Here is a 15,628-nt window from a genome sequence, read left to right on the forward strand (position 1 = left end):
TTCGGTGGCGGGGTAGCTGCGAGATAACACTTGGGCGCGGCTAGGGTTTCTCATCATGGCTGGTCTGCCCGCTGTGCGGTCTCGTGCGTTGATCGCCGTGATATTGCTTGCTGTCGGTCTCGCGGCCACGGCGTGTGGTTCCGGCTCCGATGATGCGTCGTCGGAACGCAACCTGTGTTCCCCGCCCGGGGTGAGTGCGGCCTCGGCCGCGCCGACCAACCTGGCCTCCGCGCAGACCGCGGGCGCGGACAAGTACACGACGGCGACCACCGCGCCGGTGTCCTCGATCGACACCTCGAAGCTCGGGCTGATCACGCCGGGCAAGCTCAGCGTCGGCACGCTGTCGGACGCGCCGCCGAGCATCTGCGTGAACGGCCAGGGCTCGTTCACCGGCTTCGACAACGAGCTGCTGAAGGCGATCGCCACGAAACTCGGCCTGCAGGTGGAGTTCTCGGGCACCGAGTTCGCCGGGCTGCTCGCCCAGGTGGCCGGTAACCGCTTCGATGTCGGCTCGTCGAGCATCACCACCACCGACGCGCGCCGTCAGCTGGTCGGCTTCACCAACGGCTACGACTTCGGCTACTTCTCCCTCGTCGCCCCGAATTCCGGTGGCATCAAGGGCTTTTCGGACCTCAACCGGGGCACCAGGATCGCGGTGGTGCAGGGCACGGTGCAGGACGAGTACGTGATCAACACGCTGCACCTGGATCCGGTGAAGTTCCCCGACTACAACACCGCCTACGCCAACCTGAAGTCCGGCCAGGTCGATGCCTGGGTGGCGCCGTCGGCGCAGGCCGAGGGCGCGATCAAGCCGGGCGACGGAACGGCGGTGGTGCAGAACACCTTCAGCCTGGACAACTTCGTCGGCTGGGCGGTCGCCAAGACCAACCAGCCGTTGACCGACGCGCTCAACAGCGGCCTGGACGCGGTCATCGCGGACGGCACCTACGCCAAGCTGTACAGCGACTGGGTGCCCAGGCAGCTGCCGCCGGGCTGGAAACCGGGCTCCAAGGCGGCGCAGCTACCGCAGCTGCCGGACTTCGCCGCCCTTGCCGCGGAACGCAAACCGGCCGACACCACGGCGGTCGCGCCGAAATCCACGCTGCGACAGCTGAAGGACACCTTCTTCGACTGGTCGTTGTACCGCAAGGCATTTCCCGACCTGTTCAAGACCGGCCTGCCGAATACCCTGATCCTCGCGGTGGTTTCGGGCGTCCTCGGCACCATCCTCGGCATGCTGCTCGCGGTGGCGGGCATCGCGAGGACCCGCTGGCTGCGCTGGCCGGCCCGGGTCTACACCGACATCTTCCGCGGCCTGCCCGCCGTGGTGATCATCCTGCTGATCGGCCTCGGCATCGGCCCGGTGGTGCGCAACGTGACCGGTAGCAACCCGTACTGGCTCGGCGCGGTAGCGCTGGCATTGCTGGCTTCCGCCTACATCGGCGAGATCTTCCGTTCCGGCATCCAGTCCGTCGAAGCCGGTCAGCTGGAAGCGGCCCGCGCCATCGGTTTCGGCTACCGGCAGGCAATGACGCTGGTGGTGATCCCGCAGGGCGTCCGCCGGGTGCTGCCGGCGCTGATGAACCAGTTCATCGCGCTGATCAAGGACTCGTCGCTGATCTACTTCCTCGGCCTGCTCGCCACCCAGCGCGAACTGTTCGCGGTCGGCCGCGACCTCAACGCGCAGACCGGCAACCTGTCTCCGCTGGTGGCCGCCGGCCTGGTCTACCTGCTGTTGACCATCCCGCTCACCCACCTGGTGAACTACATCGACCGCCGCATGCGCACCGGCGGGCCGGACCGGCCGATCGACCAGGTCGAGGCCGCCACGATCACGGAAGGGCGCGGATAGATGAGTTCCTCCCTCACCGGAACCGGTTTGCACCTGAAGCTCGGGCACAACCGCATCCTTCGCGGCATCGACATCCACGTCGACGCGGGCAAGACCACCACGGTCATCGGCCCGTCCGGCTCCGGCAAGTCGACGCTGCTGCGCGTGCTCAACCGGCTGCACGAGCCGGACCAGGGCGATGTGCTGCTCGACGGCAAGTCGGTGCTCACCGAGGATCCAGACCGGCTGCGCCAGCGCATCGGCATGGTGTTCCAGCATTTCAACCTGTTCCCGCACAAGAGCGTCGCCGACAATGTCGCGCTCGGCCCGCGCAAGCTGCGCGGACTGTCCAAGGACGAGGCGCGCGCGGTCGCCGTTGAGCAGCTGGAGATCGTCGGCCTGTCCGACAAGCTCGACGCGCGGCCCGCGAACCTGTCCGGCGGGCAGCAGCAGCGGGTCGCCATCGCTCGTGCGCTGGCCATGAAGCCCGAGGTGATGTTCTTCGACGAGGCCACTTCGGCGTTGGATCCGGAGCTGGTCAAGGGTGTGCTCGCGCTGATGGCCGACCTGGCGTCGGGCGGCATGTCGATGATCGTGGTGACCCACGAAATGGGCTTCGCGCGCACGGTCTCCGACAGCGTCGTGTTCATGGACGAGGGGCAGGTCGTGGAGACAGGCACGCCCGACGCGCTGTTCGACAACGCCGAGACTCCGCGCCTGCGACGCTTCCTCTCCCAGGTGCTGTAGCGCACCCTTAGTTAACTTCACTGATGCGCATCTGCTAATGTGTCTGCGCTCACATATCCATCTGTCCACGCTTGGAAAGAGGGAGATCTGATGACCACGGCACATATGCAGCACACCGAGCACGACCACGCGCACGGCCCGAACTGCGGGCACGCGGTGATCGAGCACGGTGATCACGTCGATTACGCGCACGACGGCCACCTGCACCGCGAACACGACGGCCACTACGACGAGTGCGAACCGCAGGGCCACGCCGAACACACCGATCACGCGCACGCGCACGGCCCCGACTGCGGCCACGACACCGTCCAGCACGGCGACCACGTCGACTACGTGCACGACGGCCACCGCCACGCCGCCCACGACGGGCACTACGACGAGCACTGAGGCTCGTCCGCCTCTCCGCCTCTCCGCCTCTCCGCGTCTTCAGGCCAGATCTAGGTGCGGTCACCGGAACGCCGGCGCCCCGCGGTGAGTATGTGGGTGCATTAGTCGGTACCCGGCGAGTTACCCATGTGGTTGCGAAACCAGTCGTCCCGTTCCGCGACCGTGTGACTGACCGCGGAGATAACGAGGGGCCCTAGAGTCAACCACGTGATCGAGGCAATCAAGATTTCTACCGCTGCCGGGACGTTCGACGCGCTGTGCAGCGGCGAGGTCGGGGGACGGGAAGTCATGCTGCTGCACGGGTTTCCGGAGGCGGCCATCGAGTGGGAGTTCCAGCTGCATGCGCTCGGTGGCGGTGGGTGCCACGTGGTAGCGCCTGATCAGCGAGGGTATTCGCCCGGTGTGCGGCCGGACGATGTCGCCGACTATCGGCTCGACGAATTGGTCGGCGATGTGTTCGCGATCGCCGACCAATTGGGTTGGCAGCGCTTCGATCTGGTCGGGCACGACTGGGGGGCCTATGTCGGGTGGGCGGCAGCGGCGGATATGCCCGAGCGGGTCCGCAGTTTCACCGCGGTGTCGCTGCCGCATCCCGCCGCCTTCCTGCGAGCGATCACCGAGGACGAGGATCAGGCGCAACGGTCGCAATACTTTTCGCTGCTGCGCACCCGCCGGGTGGCCGAGCGGGCGCTGCTGATGGACGAGGGGGCCGGGCTCCGGAAGATCTTCGAATGGAAGATCCCGGCGGAACGGATCGACGAGTACGTGCACCGTCTCTCCCAGCCCGAGGCGCTGACCGCGGCCCTGAATTGGTACCGCGCGATGCACCTGTCCGGGCCGACCGGACCGGTGTCGGTGCCGACCATGTACGTGTGGAGCACCGAAGACAGCTCCATCGGCTCCACCGCGGCGATGGCCACCGCGAAGCACGTGACCGGACCGTATCGATTCGAAATGCTCGAGGAAGTGTCGCATTGGATCCCCGAGCAGGCGCCCGAGGAATTGACCCGCCTGCTCATGCAGCACCTCCTCGCGCACCGCACCTAAGGCGGCCGTTCGCCTGACACAGCGCCACCGGGAGTGAATTGTGGACAATAAGGTCTACGCACCGGAGGCGAGTTCATGGACGTCAAAGAAATCAACCGCGCAACCATCACCCAATTCCGCGCGGGTGGCGAGATCGAGGGCATGCACCGCGAGAGACTGGTGCTGCTCACCACCACCGGCCGCAGTACCGGCAAACCGCACACCACGCCGATGATGTTCCATCGCGACGGCGACCGGCTGCTGGTCATCGCCTCGAACGTCGGGGCGACGACGCATCCGGACTGGTATCAGAACCTGGCCAGCAACCCCGAGGTGATCGTCGAAGTCGGCGACGAAAAATACGACGCTGTCGCCACTCCGATCACGGGCGCCGAACGCGACCACCTATGGACCATGTTGAAGCAGCTCTATCCGTTTTTCGCGGACCACGAAACCAAAACCGACCGCACAATTCCGGTCGTCTCGCTAACAAGACGGTGAAGCCCCGATCCAAAAGGGCGTGCCGCTCCGAATGCGGAGCATGCCCAACACGAACACACGCAATCTGCACGAGCTGTCCGCCGACATCACCGCCGTTGTCCGCGAAGTAATAGCGACCGGCGAAGACGCCGTCATCACCGATGACGGCACCGAGGTGGCGGTCGTCATGTCGATGGCCGACTACGACCGCCTGCACCTCTACGCCGAGCTGGCCGACGCCGCGCGACCCGGCTACGCGGGCGCGACCGAGTTCCGGGCGATGTCCATCTCGGAGATGCTCGATGTGCTCGGCGTGCATCCGACCGTGGACCGCGGGCTGCGTGGCTGACTCAGGTGCACAGGGTGGCGAACGCCGACCAGAGCAGCGGCGAATGCGCGATGGTGCGTTCGGTGCGCCAGGCGTGCAGCCGTTCGCGTTGCCATGCGGCGAGCTCGGCGACCGGGTCCGGCTGTTCGTGCGCAGCGTCGATGGCGCAGATGGCCTGTTGCAGCGGGTGGGCGTCGGGCGGCGCGCCCGCGATGCGGTGGAAGGCCAGATCGGTGGGCAGTGGCCAGCGGCTCGCCGTCACCAGTTCGGCGCCGCCGTTGATCATCGCCGCGGTCAGCCCGAGTGCCTCGGTGAAGCGCATGTCGCCGCCGCTCTCGCAGGCGATCAGCGCGACTCGGCTCGGTATGGGCCAAAGGTCCTGGCCGTCAGCGGGTTCCGGGGCAAGCGTATGCGTGCCGAGGAGGAAGTCCTTGGCGGACAAGGGGCGGTGGGTGCGGGTGGAGATGGCGAAGCCGAGAGTGTCGGCGGTGCAGGCCAGGTGGAGTTCGGCGTCCTCGCTCTGGCCGGACTCCGGTGCCGCGGCGGTGACGTGGCCGACGTAGATCAGGCGGCTCGCGCCGTCGCGTAGTACCTTGCTCAGCCAGGTGCGGTCGATATCGGTCCGGCGGAACGCCTCCGTCGGGTCGAGCACCGCGGGACATAGGCGATCCTGGGCCGCGTACTCGGCGATCCGTTGGGTAAGTGGGGCATTCGCGGGCATGCGGCCGAGCACCGAGCCGAGGATCGAATCGGCGCGGAAGCCGGGGATGCGCGGATCCAGCACGGCGACAACGGGTGCGCGGTGGGTGCCGGCCCAGCTGCGCGCGGTGCGGCCCGGCGCGTGCACGATGCCGGCCGGTGCGAGCAGGCTGACATCGGCGATGTCGATCAGCCGGATCTCCGGGCCCGGGGCGATGATCTCCCACGGGACCTGAGCCACCCGCGGCGAGGGCTGCAGCCGGATGTGCGGGCGGACGCCGCGTCGATACAGCTCGTACAGCTGAGCGGCCAGTGCTTGCGGCAGCAGCGCTCGGGAAAGAGCTTGGGCGACAAGGTACTCGCTGTCGAGCTCGGCGAAAGCGCCGGTGGTCATGGCACGTTCGAGCCCACCAGGCGCGGCTGGCTGCGGCAGCGCGTCGGACAGCCGCCGCACGGCCTCGAGTACCGGCTCTCCCGGCAGCATGGCGGCACCCCGTGGCGCGGTATCCCCGATCCAACGCCAGGACAGGTAGACATCTCCCGCGTCCGCCATCCGCACCACGACGGTCGGCTGCTCCTGCGTCATACCGTCAGCACCCGGTCGTCTCGGATCACCCTGCCGTAGCGTTGTTCGGCGGCGGCGAGGTAGGGAGCCAGCGCGATACGACCCTCGGCGGCGAGCGCGAGGCGTGGCGGCGGGGAAACCGGAAGGCCCGCGCTGGCCGCGACTTCGGCGAGTGCCGCGCCCAACTGGAGCGTGGTGGTTCCCGGCTGCTCGGCGAGATCGGCTGGGGGATCGAGGAGTTCGAGCGGCAGCCGGATCGCGCGGCCGTCCTCGGATCTATCGATGTTCAAGGTGGTTCCCGCGCATTGTGTTTCGATCAAATCTGCGAGGAGCAGCCCGTTGCCGGACAGGTAGGCGAAGCGGAAAGCCAATCGCATGGCGGGGTCGGCGATCTGACGGTTCCACTGGTCCCGCTGGTTGCCGTTGGGGAGGGTGTAGCGCACCGCATCGATGGCCAGTGCGGCGGGGACCGCGACATCGACGGCTCGGGTGAGCAGTTCGGGCGAGTCCACGACGGCACTCTCCAGCAGCGTCGCATGCCAGTAATCGAGCTGGGCACAGTGCATACCGAGACCGCGCTCAGCGTACGCGTCGAAGGCCTCGGCGAGCAACGCCTCGCACTCCTCGTACCTGCCGCACTTGAACGCCACGGTGGACAGGCGCATGCGCAGGTCGGCGGCATCCAGCACCGCACCGGACGCCACGAAGTAGGCCAGGCTCCGGCTGTACAGATCCTGCGCCTGCGCGAGATCCTCGCGACCTTCGGCGAGGAAAGCCAGTGTCTTGAGCCCGATTCCGGCGCGATAGCCGAGCCCGGCTTGCTCGAAGTAGTGCTGGCTCGCCCACAGCGGCGCCTCGGCATCGTCGAAGCGATCGGTGCGGACCAGCATGGTGGCCAGGTTCTGCTGGGTCTCGGCGACGGCATTGCGGTCGCCCGCCGCCTCGAACGCGGCGAGCGCCTGCCCGGCGAAGTCGACCGCGAGGTCGCGGCGCCCGGTCTCGAAATATGTCGCGGCCAGGTTCATCAGTGGATGACCGGCCAGCTGTGGAGCGAAACGCCGTGCCGCGTCCAGGGATTCGGTGGCCAGTTCGGCGGCGTATGCCCAGTTCTGGCGGTGCAGGGCGACGGCGGTCAACGACAGCAGGCAGGCCACCCGCAGGACACCCTGGTCGGTGGCCTCGGCGAGTAACTCCCGTGCCTGCTCCAAGGCTTCCTGCGCCGCGTCGAGTTCGCCGAGGTGCTGCAACGCCTGCGACATGTTGACCAGCGTGTTGGGGCGCAGCCGCGGGGCATCCTCGGGCATGGCGGCGAGCGCCTCGCGGTACAGGCGCAGCGATCCGGCGTGATCGCCGAGTTCATCCGCCATACTCGCCGCGTTGACGATGGCGCCGACGCGGACGTCGCCGGTGGTGTTGCGCGCGGCGTCCTCGAAGATGCGCAAGGCTCCTGCGGTGTCGCCGCGGGTGTACGCTTCGGCGCCTGCGGCGAGCAGGGCACGACCGTCTTCGGACGTCTCGCCGGGCATCTCAGAAGTCCGAATCCGAAGCGGCGGCGTCGATTTCGGCGAGCAAGGGGGCATCACCGGCATCCTCGACCGGGTCGGCCGCGCGGCGCAGTCGCCGGACGGCGAGGTCGCGCAGCCGCTGGCGAACCATCGGGCCGCCGTGCTCAGTGCTGTCCGAGCCGACGCCCGGTACGTAAATTGCCACGGCCACACCGGATTCCGCGCCGTCGGGCGCGGGCACCTCGGTGGTCCACATGTCACCGGCAAGTGTCAGCGCCGCGTCGGCGGTTCCGGCGGCCGTGCGGACCAGCACGTGGGGATGCAGGTAGGACGGAAAGTGGCTCTGCGGCGCGGCGACCGCGCGCACCGCGACGGTCGTGTCCGCGGCCCGGCGCACCACTTCCCACGACACCGCCTGTTCCGAGGCATCGAGCAACCTGGGTGGGCAGCGGCGCCAGTCCCAGCCACCGGTGCCGCGCGCCAGCACCAAGGCACCCGGAGCGGCGGTGGCCGCACCCGCCGCGAGCGCGTAATCTTCGGCGCGGCCGCGTGTCTCCGATACCTGGCCGGTCGGCGGTTCGGCGACTTCGAACGGCTCGTCCGCGCCGTCGACGATCATCTCGCACGCCTCGGACAGCGTCGCGATGTCGTCCAGCAACAGCCGCTCGTCCAGTGGCGCGATGCCATCGATGATCGACGCGGGCCACCACCGCGCCGCCCAGTGCGCGTACCCGAGCCGCCGAGCGCTCGACACGAGTTCCGGCAAGCCGGGCACGGCGGTCAGCTCGCCGGTTTCACCCGCGTCGACCGCCAGTGCGACTTCTTCGCCGTAGACCGCCCAGAGCCAGTCCTGGGCGAGCTGCACGTCATCGATCACGGCGGCCGGAAGGGACTGTCCGGCAAGCAGACTCCACGTCAGGTGCCCGCCCGCCGCCTCGAGTACCAGCACGTCGATCTCCGCCGCGTCATCGAGGACGGTAGGCGCACCGTCAGGCGCGACGACCAGGAGCCCGTCGGCCGCCCGCCGAATCCGCACCGTCTCGTTCATCAGCTCGCCCTCGATTCCGTCGAATCCGATTCGGCCGCACCCGCACTCAGCGCCCGTTTGACCCGCGTCCGGTGATCGAGGATGACCGAGCGTGCCACGCCGTCGAGCAGATCCCACAGTTCATCCGGGTCGTCCACCGCGAATTCCCGAACATCGCGGCCGTGCAGGCGAACCCACAGCCGCCGCAGGTATGGCCGCCACGGGGTGGACAACTCCGTGGCGATAGCGGCGAGCGGCCCGGCCGGTGGCGAGTCGAGGTCGACGCGCACCGCCAGCCGACGAGCCTGCAACACGTAGGCCTCACGTTGCCAGCGGCTGTTGATAACTCGGTGCGCCGTGGTCTCGCGCGCACCCGCCGCGGGCAAGCGTGCCACATCGGCGTCGGATCGCGGGCGCCGAACTGCCGTTCCGATCGGCGAAAGCCCCTGCGCGAGGGCAACGCCCGCCGTTGCCGTCACTCGGAGCGTCTCGTCCAACAGCGCCCACGGCGCACAACTCCTGGCGATCTCGGTGGTCACCAACTCCGGAATCGGCGGCAGCTCAGCGCGTTCACTGGATGCCTGCAACGCCGTGAACACTCGCTCGTACACGGTGCGATCGAACGGCAGGCCCAGGGTGGATGTCGAGGCCGACGCGCCGACGGCGGGTGGCTGCGCCACGGCATGTGTCGTGAGTCCCAGTCCCGCTGCGGAATAACCGGGTTCGGACCGCCAGAGCCGGATTCCGGCATGTGTCCCCGCATGGGCACCGACCAGCGCGGTCAGTGCCGTATGCCCGTTGTCCCGCCGCTGCTCCAGTCGGGCCGCGGCACAGGCGTCGAGCAGTTCGGTGAACGCACCGGTGTGGTCACCGCCTGCCGGACCGGTCAACGGCCGCCGTCGCCACGCGACCTCGACCAGCGTCGCGAGCTCCGGAGTCCGTTCGGCGACATACTCCTTCAACGCCTGGGTGGTGCGGCCCGCCGCGTTGTCGTGCACATCGCGCAGCGTTGCCTCGGCTATTGCCCTGTCCTGCAATGGATCTGGCATCCCCGAGGTAGTAGCCAGCTCGAAACACCGTTGGAAGTAAAGATCCTGTGGATGCCCCTCGGTGATCCGCAACGCCCGTCGCACCTGCTTGAGCACCGTGAACCAGGCCGCCGTCGCGCGCAGCACATCCGCCGCGGCGTGCACCCGCGCGGCGAGCAGCACCGCGCCGTCGGCCGTCACGATCGGCCCGGCGCACGCCGGATGCTGGACTGGCCGGATCACCAGCGGATCGAGGATCAGCTTCACCGTGCGGCGCAACGGCCCGCCGTGCGGACCACTGAGCGGTTCGACGCCGTCGAGCTTGCGCCACACCTCGTCGAGCACCATGGCGCGCGGTCGTCGCATTCGACCAGGTTAACGGACTTTTGTCCGATTCGAACCCGGTAAAACCTGGGATCGGTAGGGCGCGACGCGTTCCTAGGTTTCTCGTATCGGCCCAGACACCCGGGCCGCACGAACACAGGAGAAACCATGAACACCAAGTCCGTCACCGCCGCCCTCGTCGCCTCCGCCGCCGCTGCCGCCTTCTTCGTCACCGGTTGCAGCGACAACGCGAGCAGCACCCCGCCCAAGTCCTCGACCGCCGCTGCCCCACAGACCAACTCGGCGCCGTCGGGCAAGTCCACCGCGTCGGTCGACGGCAAGGCCTTCGACGCGAAGTTCACCACCACCTGCGCCAAGCAGGGCGGCACCCTGGCACTCGCGTTGACCGATGCCGCCAACGCCGCCTACGGCAACCTCTCGGTGAGCGCCACCATCACCGGCACCGACACCGTGCAGGCCGTCGGCATCGCGGGCAGCAAGGGCGGCGACGCGGGCCAGCCGTACGCGATCGGCTTCGGCAACGGGATGCCCGGCGGCTCGGCCACGCTCACCAAGGACGGCAACACCTACAAGGTCACCGGGGAGGGCGTCAGCGCGGATCTGACCAACCCGCTGGCCGGCCCGAAGTCGTCCAAGTTCGACGTCACCTTCGCCTGCTCGACCGTCGTCGGCGGCTGACCACCAGCGCTGGCAAGCGCGAATGCGCGAGGCCGGCCCGCTCGAGTTCGCTCGAGCGGGCCGACAACGCGCCCCTATCGAATCTTCGAGGAACATCATGAAATCCCTCCGCTGGATCACCGCCGCACTCGCCGCACTGGCCATCGGCTACTACCTCTTCCACGGCCTCACCTATGTCAGCGCCAATGCCTACGAGCCCGCCGCACTGGGCTGGCTCGGTTGGCAGATGGCGCTGCCGATCACCGCGATCACCCTGGTACCCATCGTCTTCGCGTTTACCGGCGAGGGCATTGTCGCGGCCTTCACCGGCCGCAACAGCGCCGAGTTCCGTAACGGCCTGGTCGGGCTCGGCACCATCAGGTCGTTCGCGCAGACCGGCTTGACCGTCAACGACCAACCGCAGGTCCGCATCGAATTCGGCGTCGAGGGCGTCGACGGAAAGAACTTCACCGCCACCGCGAAAATGATTGTGCCGCTTACCGAATTGGCGCTGCTACAGCCGGGAGTCGTGCTCCCGGTGCGTTATCTGCCCGGCCGGACCGGCAAGGTCGAGGTCGACATGTCCGGCGACACCTCCATGGCGCAGCGGGCGATGAACGAGTCGATGATCCGCAAGGGCATCACGACCAGGCACAAGCTCGATATCGCCGAGCGGGGTATCGCGACTCAGGCTGTGGTGCAATCGCTTTCGGTGCCCGGCGAGATCCGCGACGGTCACTCCAAAATCGAACTCGGCCTGGTGGTCACCAGGCCGGACGGCTCGACCTTCGGCACCCGGGTGGAAAAGTTCCTCGCACCGAGCAGTGTCGGGCAGGTGCAGGTCGGTCGCATCCTGCGGGTGCACTATCTGCCCGAGAACGAGCACGAGGTCGTCATCGCCCTTGCGGTGAATGCGTAGCCCCGCAACGAATGCCGCGTTGATTCGAGATTCTCGAACAACGCGGCATTCTCGCGTCGGCGGACTACATATTGGCGAATCGCGCGAAATCGCCTTGGGCACCGCTGTATACGTTCAAATCGGTGTTTCCCGCGATGCCGTCGATGCCGCCGCTGTCGGTGGTCTGCCAGAACGTCCAGGTGGACCAGCCGCCCGGCACCTCGGGTGCCTCGTTTCCTCGGTAGTCGGCGATCCACAGTGGGTACCTGGTGAACTCGTTGGTGTCGGCCATCGCCGTCCGCCAGAAGTTCGGATAGGTGTAGACGATCGGGGTCCGTCCGGTGAGCGCCTGCACCGAGCTCAGATACCGTCGCGTCCAGTCGATCAGCGCGGCGGGTGGCAGCCCGCCGGTGGTCTCCAGATCGAGCACCGGCGGCAGATCCAGCGCGCCGTTTTGGCCGAGCACCACCGCGGCATATATCGCGGCCTGCGGTTCGGGCGCCAGGTTCGGCCGCGCGTAGTGGTACGTGCCGCGCGCGACGCCGGCCGCCCGCATCAGCAGGCTGTCCGCGACGAAGTACGGGTTGATGTAGCTCACGCCCTCGGTGGCCTTGACCATGGCGAACGTATGACCGGAGCGTTTCACCGCGAACCAGTCGATGAGTCGGCCGTCGATGTGCTGCCAGGACGAGACGTCCGGGCCCGTCGGCGTGGCCCCGGCACTCGCGGACAGGGTAGCCGTGAGGATGCCGGATAGTGCGATCAATGAGAGCGCCGTGCCGCGGCGACGGATGGTCGAGCGCCAGCGAGAGGTGTCCATGGTGTTCGACGATAGCTATTTGATCTTAATGTGACCAATGTTGCACAAGGTGCAGTTGCGCAATATTTATCTGACGGCCGCGCCGGCCGCCATCAGCCGAGCCAATCGAGCACCGAGGCCGCCGTCCAGGACTGCTGCATGCTGCCGAGCGGTTCGCCGGTGAACGGCTCGTAGTACTCGGCGAAACTGCCGTCGCTGGCCTGCCGCAACCCTTCGGCCCGCAGCATGAACGAGCGCTCGGCCCAGCCGCGCCGGGCGAACACCCAGGAGAACAGCCAGCTCATCACCGGCCACACCGGGCCACGCCAGTACTCACGCGGACGGAACTCCCGCGACACCGGCGAGGTGGACGGCGGCAGCGCGTACCGCAGATCCGGATGTCCGCAGAAACGCGGACCCTCGAACGTGCGCAGCAGGCTGCGTTCGGTGTCGCGCGGCAGCCCGCCGCACAGCAGCGGCGCGAACATCGCCAGCGTCTCGGTGCCGATCCAGCGTTGCAAGCGCACGTCGAAGTCCCTGGCCGCGCCGGTGCGCGCATCAGTAGTCGCGACAACGCCGGCCCGGAAGCGATCGGCCCACGCGTACAGATCGCGAACGTCGGCAAGCGGCTGCTTGTACTCCTCACCGATATTCGCGAGCACCTCGCAGGCCAGCGCGAAGATCCCGGTGACGAACACGTCCTCGACCGCGAAGCTCATTGTCGAGGCCAGCTGATAGTCGTCGTAGCCCGCCCTGCGCATCTGCTCGACCAGCCACAGGTAGCGGTCGTATTCGCGGTCGCTCGGCCGCTGCGTCGGGTCGGCAACCACCCGCACGTCCTCGCGGTCGTACGGCGGCAGCTCGCCGGGGATCACGTTCTCGTAGGCGCGGTCCCAGCGCGGTGAGTTGTCCATGCCGGATTCCCAGCCGTGATACAGCGTGATCCGCCCGGTCTCCTTGGGATCGCGCGCGTGCGCCAGCCAGCGGTGCCAGCGCACCAGGTCCGGCCAGCGCCGGTTCAGGAATTCCTCGGCGACCGCGCGGGTGCCGCGGCCGTGCCGCCGGGAGTGATCGAGAATGCGCTGCACCGCGATGGCGTGCACGGGCGGCTGGGTGATGCCCGAGGTATCCGGGCCGTCGGGCGCGTTGGCGGCCAGTTTGCGGCACTCCCAGCGGGACGGACCGGGGAAGTACCCGTCGACGCCGTTGGCGAAGACGATGTGCGGGATCATGCCGTTCTTCCACTGCGCCGACAGCAGCGTGTCCAGCTCGATCACGGCGCGCTCCACGCTCAGCGGGGCGAGCCCGACCGCGACGAACGCGGCGTCCCAGCTCCACATGTGCGGATACAGGCGCGGTGCGGCACTGGTCATGGTGCCCAGGTCGTTGCCACGCAGCAGGTAGGCGGCGCGGGCCGCGAGCTGTGTCGGGGTGAAACCCGGGTGTGCCATCCCCCTATTCTGCGATGCCACCCGCAGGTACGCCCGCTCGGCGGTGTCCGACTCGGCCTCGTCCCACCTGCCGGTGGGCGGCTCGTGCTCGGCGGTTCTCACTCTCGAATGCCCCGTCCCTGATTCGCTGTCCGAGATTATTGCAGTGATGTATGCGTGCATCGCTGTGTTTCCGCGGGCTATTACGGTGGGGCGCATGACCAATGCCGTGACCAGCTCTCCGAAGCCGACCGCGCTGATCACCGGCGCCAGCCGCGGCCTCGGCGCCGCCATCGCTCGCGAGCTCGCGCCGACGCACGACCTGCTGCTCGGCGCCAGATCCGCCGACGCGCTGCACGCGATCCGCAAGGAACTGCCCGAGGCGACCGCGTGGCCGGTCGAGCTGACCGACTATCCGGCGGTGGCCGCGGCGACCGAGCCGATCCGGCGGCTGGACGTGCTCGTGCACAACGCGGGCATTCAGGACCTAGCCTCGATCGCCGAGTCGACCGTCGATCAGTGGCGAAACACGTTGGAGGCCAACCTGATCGCCGTGGTCGAGCTGACCAGGCTGCTGCTGCCCGCGCTGCGCGCGGCGGACGGCCACGTGGTGCTGATCAATTCGGGCGCCGGGCTGCGCGCGAACGCCGGCTGGGCCTCCTACGCCGCGAGCAAGTTCGGGCTGCGCGCCTTCGCCGACGCGCTCCGGCTCGAAGAGCCCAAGCTGCGGGTCACCTCGATTCATCCCGGTCGCATCGACACCGACATGCAGCGCGAGATCATCGCGCAGGAGGGCCGCGAGTACCGCCCGGAGCAGTTTCTGCGCGCGGAGACGGTCGCCGGTGTCGTGCGCAACGCGGTGGAGACGCCGAGGGACGGGCATCCGACGGAGATCGTGCTGCGACCCGCGTCGAGCTAGCGGGTCTTTCGTTCCCGCGTGATCAATGGTTCAGGTTGTGGACAGATACGATCGGTAGCCTGTCGCTGTATTGTGCGCCGCCCCCTGGAGAGAGAGCGGCGTCGTTCGATCAAAGCAAGGGTTTCGAAGCAGTGGATAGACGCCGGATGTTGATGCTCGCCGCAGGTACTGCCGCCATACTGGCCGGTTGCGCGGTCGCCGAGGGCGACCCGCTCAACAGCGGTTCGGCCGGTGGCGACCCGCTTGCCCCGCCGAAGCCACCCCTGCTACCGCCCCCGCCCGGCGGCCCGAAGACGCCGATCCCCGCCAGCACCATCACCGCCCTGCCCGGCCCCGGCACCAACATGGCGCTGACCGTAGACGACGGAGCCAGCCCCGAGGTGGTCGGCGCGTACATCAAATTCGCCAAGGACACCGGCGCCCGCTTCACCTTCTTCGTGACCGCCTACTACGACTCATGGTCGATCCACCGGGACGCCTTGCGCCCCTTGGTCGATTCCGGCCAGATCCAGCTAGGCAACCACACCTGGGACCACCCCGACCTGACCAAGCTCTCCGCCGCAGCCGTCGCCGACCAGCTACAACGCGCAAAAACCCACTTGCAGAACAACTTCGGCGTCGACGGCGCCCCGTACTATCGACCGCCGTTCGGCAGACACAACGCCACCGTCGACAAGGTCGCCGCCGACCTCGGCTACCCCGTCCCCGCTATGTGGTACGGCTCCCTATCGGACTCCGGCGTCATCACCGAGGACTACCTGATCGAGTGCGCCCGCAAGTACTTCCACCCCCAAACCATCATCATCGGCCACGCCAACGCCCCCGCGGTAACCCACTGCTACGGCCAACTGGTCGACATCATCAAAGAGCGCAACCTAGCCATGGTCACCCTCAACGACGTCCTACTCCCCCCGCACTAGCCCAACAATCAGTTGGGGCAAACCATATGACTCACCT

Annotated in this window: 16 protein-coding genes; 10 read left to right on the forward strand and 6 right to left on the reverse strand. The window is 68.0% G+C overall.

Going from position 1 to position 15,628, the window contains the following annotated elements; translation table 11 throughout:
• Positions 1–55: 55 nt before the first annotated feature.
• The 6 genes from ACIBCN_RS30215 to ACIBCN_RS30240 all read left to right on the forward strand — a co-directional run bounded on the left by ACIBCN_RS30215 (position 56) and on the right by ACIBCN_RS30240 (position 4,820).
• Positions 56–1,852: an ABC transporter substrate-binding protein/permease gene (locus ACIBCN_RS30215; protein WP_396995093.1), complete on the forward strand. Its 1,797-nt coding sequence runs from the start codon at positions 56–58 to the stop codon at positions 1,850–1,852.
• Positions 1,853–2,578 (forward strand): amino acid ABC transporter ATP-binding protein, encoded by a 726-nt coding sequence (locus ACIBCN_RS30220; protein WP_396995094.1) that lies wholly within the window; start codon positions 1,853–1,855, stop codon positions 2,576–2,578.
• A 90-nt stretch (positions 2,579–2,668) separates the two neighbouring features.
• Positions 2,669–2,965 (forward strand): hypothetical protein, encoded by a 297-nt coding sequence (locus tag ACIBCN_RS30225; RefSeq protein ID WP_396995095.1) that lies wholly within the window; start codon positions 2,669–2,671, stop codon positions 2,963–2,965.
• A 207-nt stretch (positions 2,966–3,172) separates the two neighbouring features.
• Complete coding sequence (locus ACIBCN_RS30230) at positions 3,173–4,012, forward strand: alpha/beta fold hydrolase (protein ID WP_396995096.1); 840 nt, start codon at positions 3,173–3,175, stop codon at positions 4,010–4,012.
• A gap of 75 nt (positions 4,013–4,087) precedes the next feature.
• Positions 4,088–4,492, forward strand: coding sequence for a nitroreductase family deazaflavin-dependent oxidoreductase (locus tag ACIBCN_RS30235; protein ID WP_396995097.1), 405 nt, complete (start codon positions 4,088–4,090; stop codon positions 4,490–4,492).
• A gap of 40 nt (positions 4,493–4,532) precedes the next feature.
• Complete coding sequence (locus ACIBCN_RS30240; protein WP_396995098.1) at positions 4,533–4,820, forward strand: type II toxin-antitoxin system Phd/YefM family antitoxin; 288 nt, start codon at positions 4,533–4,535, stop codon at positions 4,818–4,820.
• A 1-nt stretch (position 4,821) separates the two neighbouring features.
• Here the strand turns inward: ACIBCN_RS30240 and ACIBCN_RS30245 are convergent, their stop codons facing one another.
• The 4 genes from ACIBCN_RS30245 to ACIBCN_RS30260 are packed head-to-tail and all read right to left on the reverse strand — an operon-like array spanning position 4,822 to position 9,971.
• Positions 4,822–6,084: a CHAT domain-containing protein gene (locus ACIBCN_RS30245; RefSeq protein WP_396995099.1), complete on the reverse strand. Its 1,263-nt coding sequence runs from the start codon at positions 6,082–6,084 to the stop codon at positions 4,822–4,824.
• Positions 6,081–7,589: a tetratricopeptide repeat protein gene (locus ACIBCN_RS30250; protein ID WP_396995100.1), complete on the reverse strand. Its 1,509-nt coding sequence runs from the start codon at positions 7,587–7,589 to the stop codon at positions 6,081–6,083. The genes ACIBCN_RS30245 and ACIBCN_RS30250 overlap by 4 nt, the downstream gene beginning before the upstream one ends.
• 1 nt (position 7,590) lies before the next feature.
• Positions 7,591–8,616, reverse strand: coding sequence for a hypothetical protein (locus tag ACIBCN_RS30255; protein ID WP_396995101.1), 1,026 nt, complete (start codon positions 8,614–8,616; stop codon positions 7,591–7,593).
• Entirely contained in the window at positions 8,616–9,971 is a 1,356-nt protein-coding gene (locus ACIBCN_RS30260; RefSeq protein ID WP_396995180.1) for a hypothetical protein, read from the reverse strand. The genes ACIBCN_RS30255 and ACIBCN_RS30260 overlap by 1 nt, the downstream gene beginning before the upstream one ends.
• Before the next feature lie 144 nt (positions 9,972–10,115).
• Between ACIBCN_RS30260 and ACIBCN_RS30265 the strand changes: the two genes are divergently transcribed.
• Together ACIBCN_RS30265 and ACIBCN_RS30270 are read left to right on the forward strand one after the other, a co-directional pair.
• Positions 10,116–10,646 carry a lipoprotein LpqH gene (locus tag ACIBCN_RS30265; RefSeq protein ID WP_396995102.1) on the forward strand — a complete coding sequence of 177 codons (531 nt, stop codon included), beginning with the start codon at positions 10,116–10,118 and terminating at the stop codon, positions 10,644–10,646.
• 94 nt (positions 10,647–10,740) lie between these two features.
• Complete coding sequence (locus ACIBCN_RS30270) at positions 10,741–11,544, forward strand: hypothetical protein (protein WP_396995181.1); 804 nt, start codon at positions 10,741–10,743, stop codon at positions 11,542–11,544.
• Between the two features lie 64 nt (positions 11,545–11,608).
• Here ACIBCN_RS30270 and ACIBCN_RS30275 read toward each other — a convergent pair whose 3' ends face one another.
• Positions 11,609–12,343: a glycoside hydrolase family 25 protein gene (locus tag ACIBCN_RS30275; RefSeq protein WP_396995103.1), complete on the reverse strand. Its 735-nt coding sequence runs from the start codon at positions 12,341–12,343 to the stop codon at positions 11,609–11,611.
• A 92-nt stretch (positions 12,344–12,435) separates the two neighbouring features.
• Entirely contained in the window at positions 12,436–13,773 is a 1,338-nt protein-coding gene (locus tag ACIBCN_RS30280) for an MGH1-like glycoside hydrolase domain-containing protein (protein ID WP_396995104.1), read from the reverse strand.
• A 196-nt stretch (positions 13,774–13,969) separates the two neighbouring features.
• Here ACIBCN_RS30280 and ACIBCN_RS30285 point away from each other — a divergent pair, with 196 nt between their 5' ends.
• Both ACIBCN_RS30285 and ACIBCN_RS30290 read left to right on the forward strand, forming a co-directional pair.
• Positions 13,970–14,671, forward strand: a complete 702-nt coding sequence (locus tag ACIBCN_RS30285; RefSeq protein WP_396995105.1) for an SDR family oxidoreductase — start codon at positions 13,970–13,972, stop codon at positions 14,669–14,671.
• Positions 14,672–14,817: 146 nt separating this feature from the next.
• Positions 14,818–15,591 (forward strand): polysaccharide deacetylase family protein, encoded by a 774-nt coding sequence (locus ACIBCN_RS30290; protein WP_396995182.1) that lies wholly within the window; start codon positions 14,818–14,820, stop codon positions 15,589–15,591.
• The last annotated feature ends 37 nt before the right edge of the window (positions 15,592–15,628 follow it).

The organism is Nocardia sp. NPDC051052 (genome assembly GCF_044456045.1).
Classification (GTDB): Bacteria; Actinomycetota; Actinomycetes; order Mycobacteriales; family Mycobacteriaceae; genus Nocardia.

Excerpts from the sequence above, each read along its gene's own strand:
- ACIBCN_RS30280 (WP_396995104.1), bottom strand. The coding sequence starts at position 13,773 with ATGGCACACCCGGGTTTCACCCCGACACAGCTCGCGGCCCGCGCCGCC.
- ACIBCN_RS30250 (WP_396995100.1), bottom strand. The coding sequence starts at position 7,589 with ATGCCCGGCGAGACGTCCGAAGACGGTCGTGCCCTGCTCGCCGCAGGC.
- ACIBCN_RS30285 (WP_396995105.1), top strand. The coding sequence starts at position 13,970 with ATGACCAATGCCGTGACCAGCTCTCCGAAGCCGACCGCGCTGATCACC.
- ACIBCN_RS30215 (WP_396995093.1), top strand. The coding sequence starts at position 56 with ATGGCTGGTCTGCCCGCTGTGCGGTCTCGTGCGTTGATCGCCGTGATA.
- ACIBCN_RS30260 (WP_396995180.1), bottom strand. The coding sequence starts at position 9,971 with ATGGTGCTCGACGAGGTGTGGCGCAAGCTCGACGGCGTCGAACCGCTC.
- ACIBCN_RS30245 (WP_396995099.1), bottom strand. The coding sequence starts at position 6,084 with ATGACGCAGGAGCAGCCGACCGTCGTGGTGCGGATGGCGGACGCGGGA.
- ACIBCN_RS30290 (WP_396995182.1), top strand. The coding sequence starts at position 14,818 with ATGTTGATGCTCGCCGCAGGTACTGCCGCCATACTGGCCGGTTGCGCG.
- ACIBCN_RS30265 (WP_396995102.1), top strand. The coding sequence starts at position 10,116 with ATGAACACCAAGTCCGTCACCGCCGCCCTCGTCGCCTCCGCCGCCGCT.
- ACIBCN_RS30255 (WP_396995101.1), bottom strand. The coding sequence starts at position 8,616 with ATGAACGAGACGGTGCGGATTCGGCGGGCGGCCGACGGGCTCCTGGTC.
- ACIBCN_RS30225 (WP_396995095.1), top strand. The coding sequence starts at position 2,669 with ATGACCACGGCACATATGCAGCACACCGAGCACGACCACGCGCACGGC.
- ACIBCN_RS30220 (WP_396995094.1), top strand. The coding sequence starts at position 1,853 with ATGAGTTCCTCCCTCACCGGAACCGGTTTGCACCTGAAGCTCGGGCAC.
- ACIBCN_RS30275 (WP_396995103.1), bottom strand. The coding sequence starts at position 12,343 with ATGGACACCTCTCGCTGGCGCTCGACCATCCGTCGCCGCGGCACGGCG.
- ACIBCN_RS30240 (WP_396995098.1), top strand. The coding sequence starts at position 4,533 with ATGCCCAACACGAACACACGCAATCTGCACGAGCTGTCCGCCGACATC.
- ACIBCN_RS30235 (WP_396995097.1), top strand. The coding sequence starts at position 4,088 with ATGGACGTCAAAGAAATCAACCGCGCAACCATCACCCAATTCCGCGCG.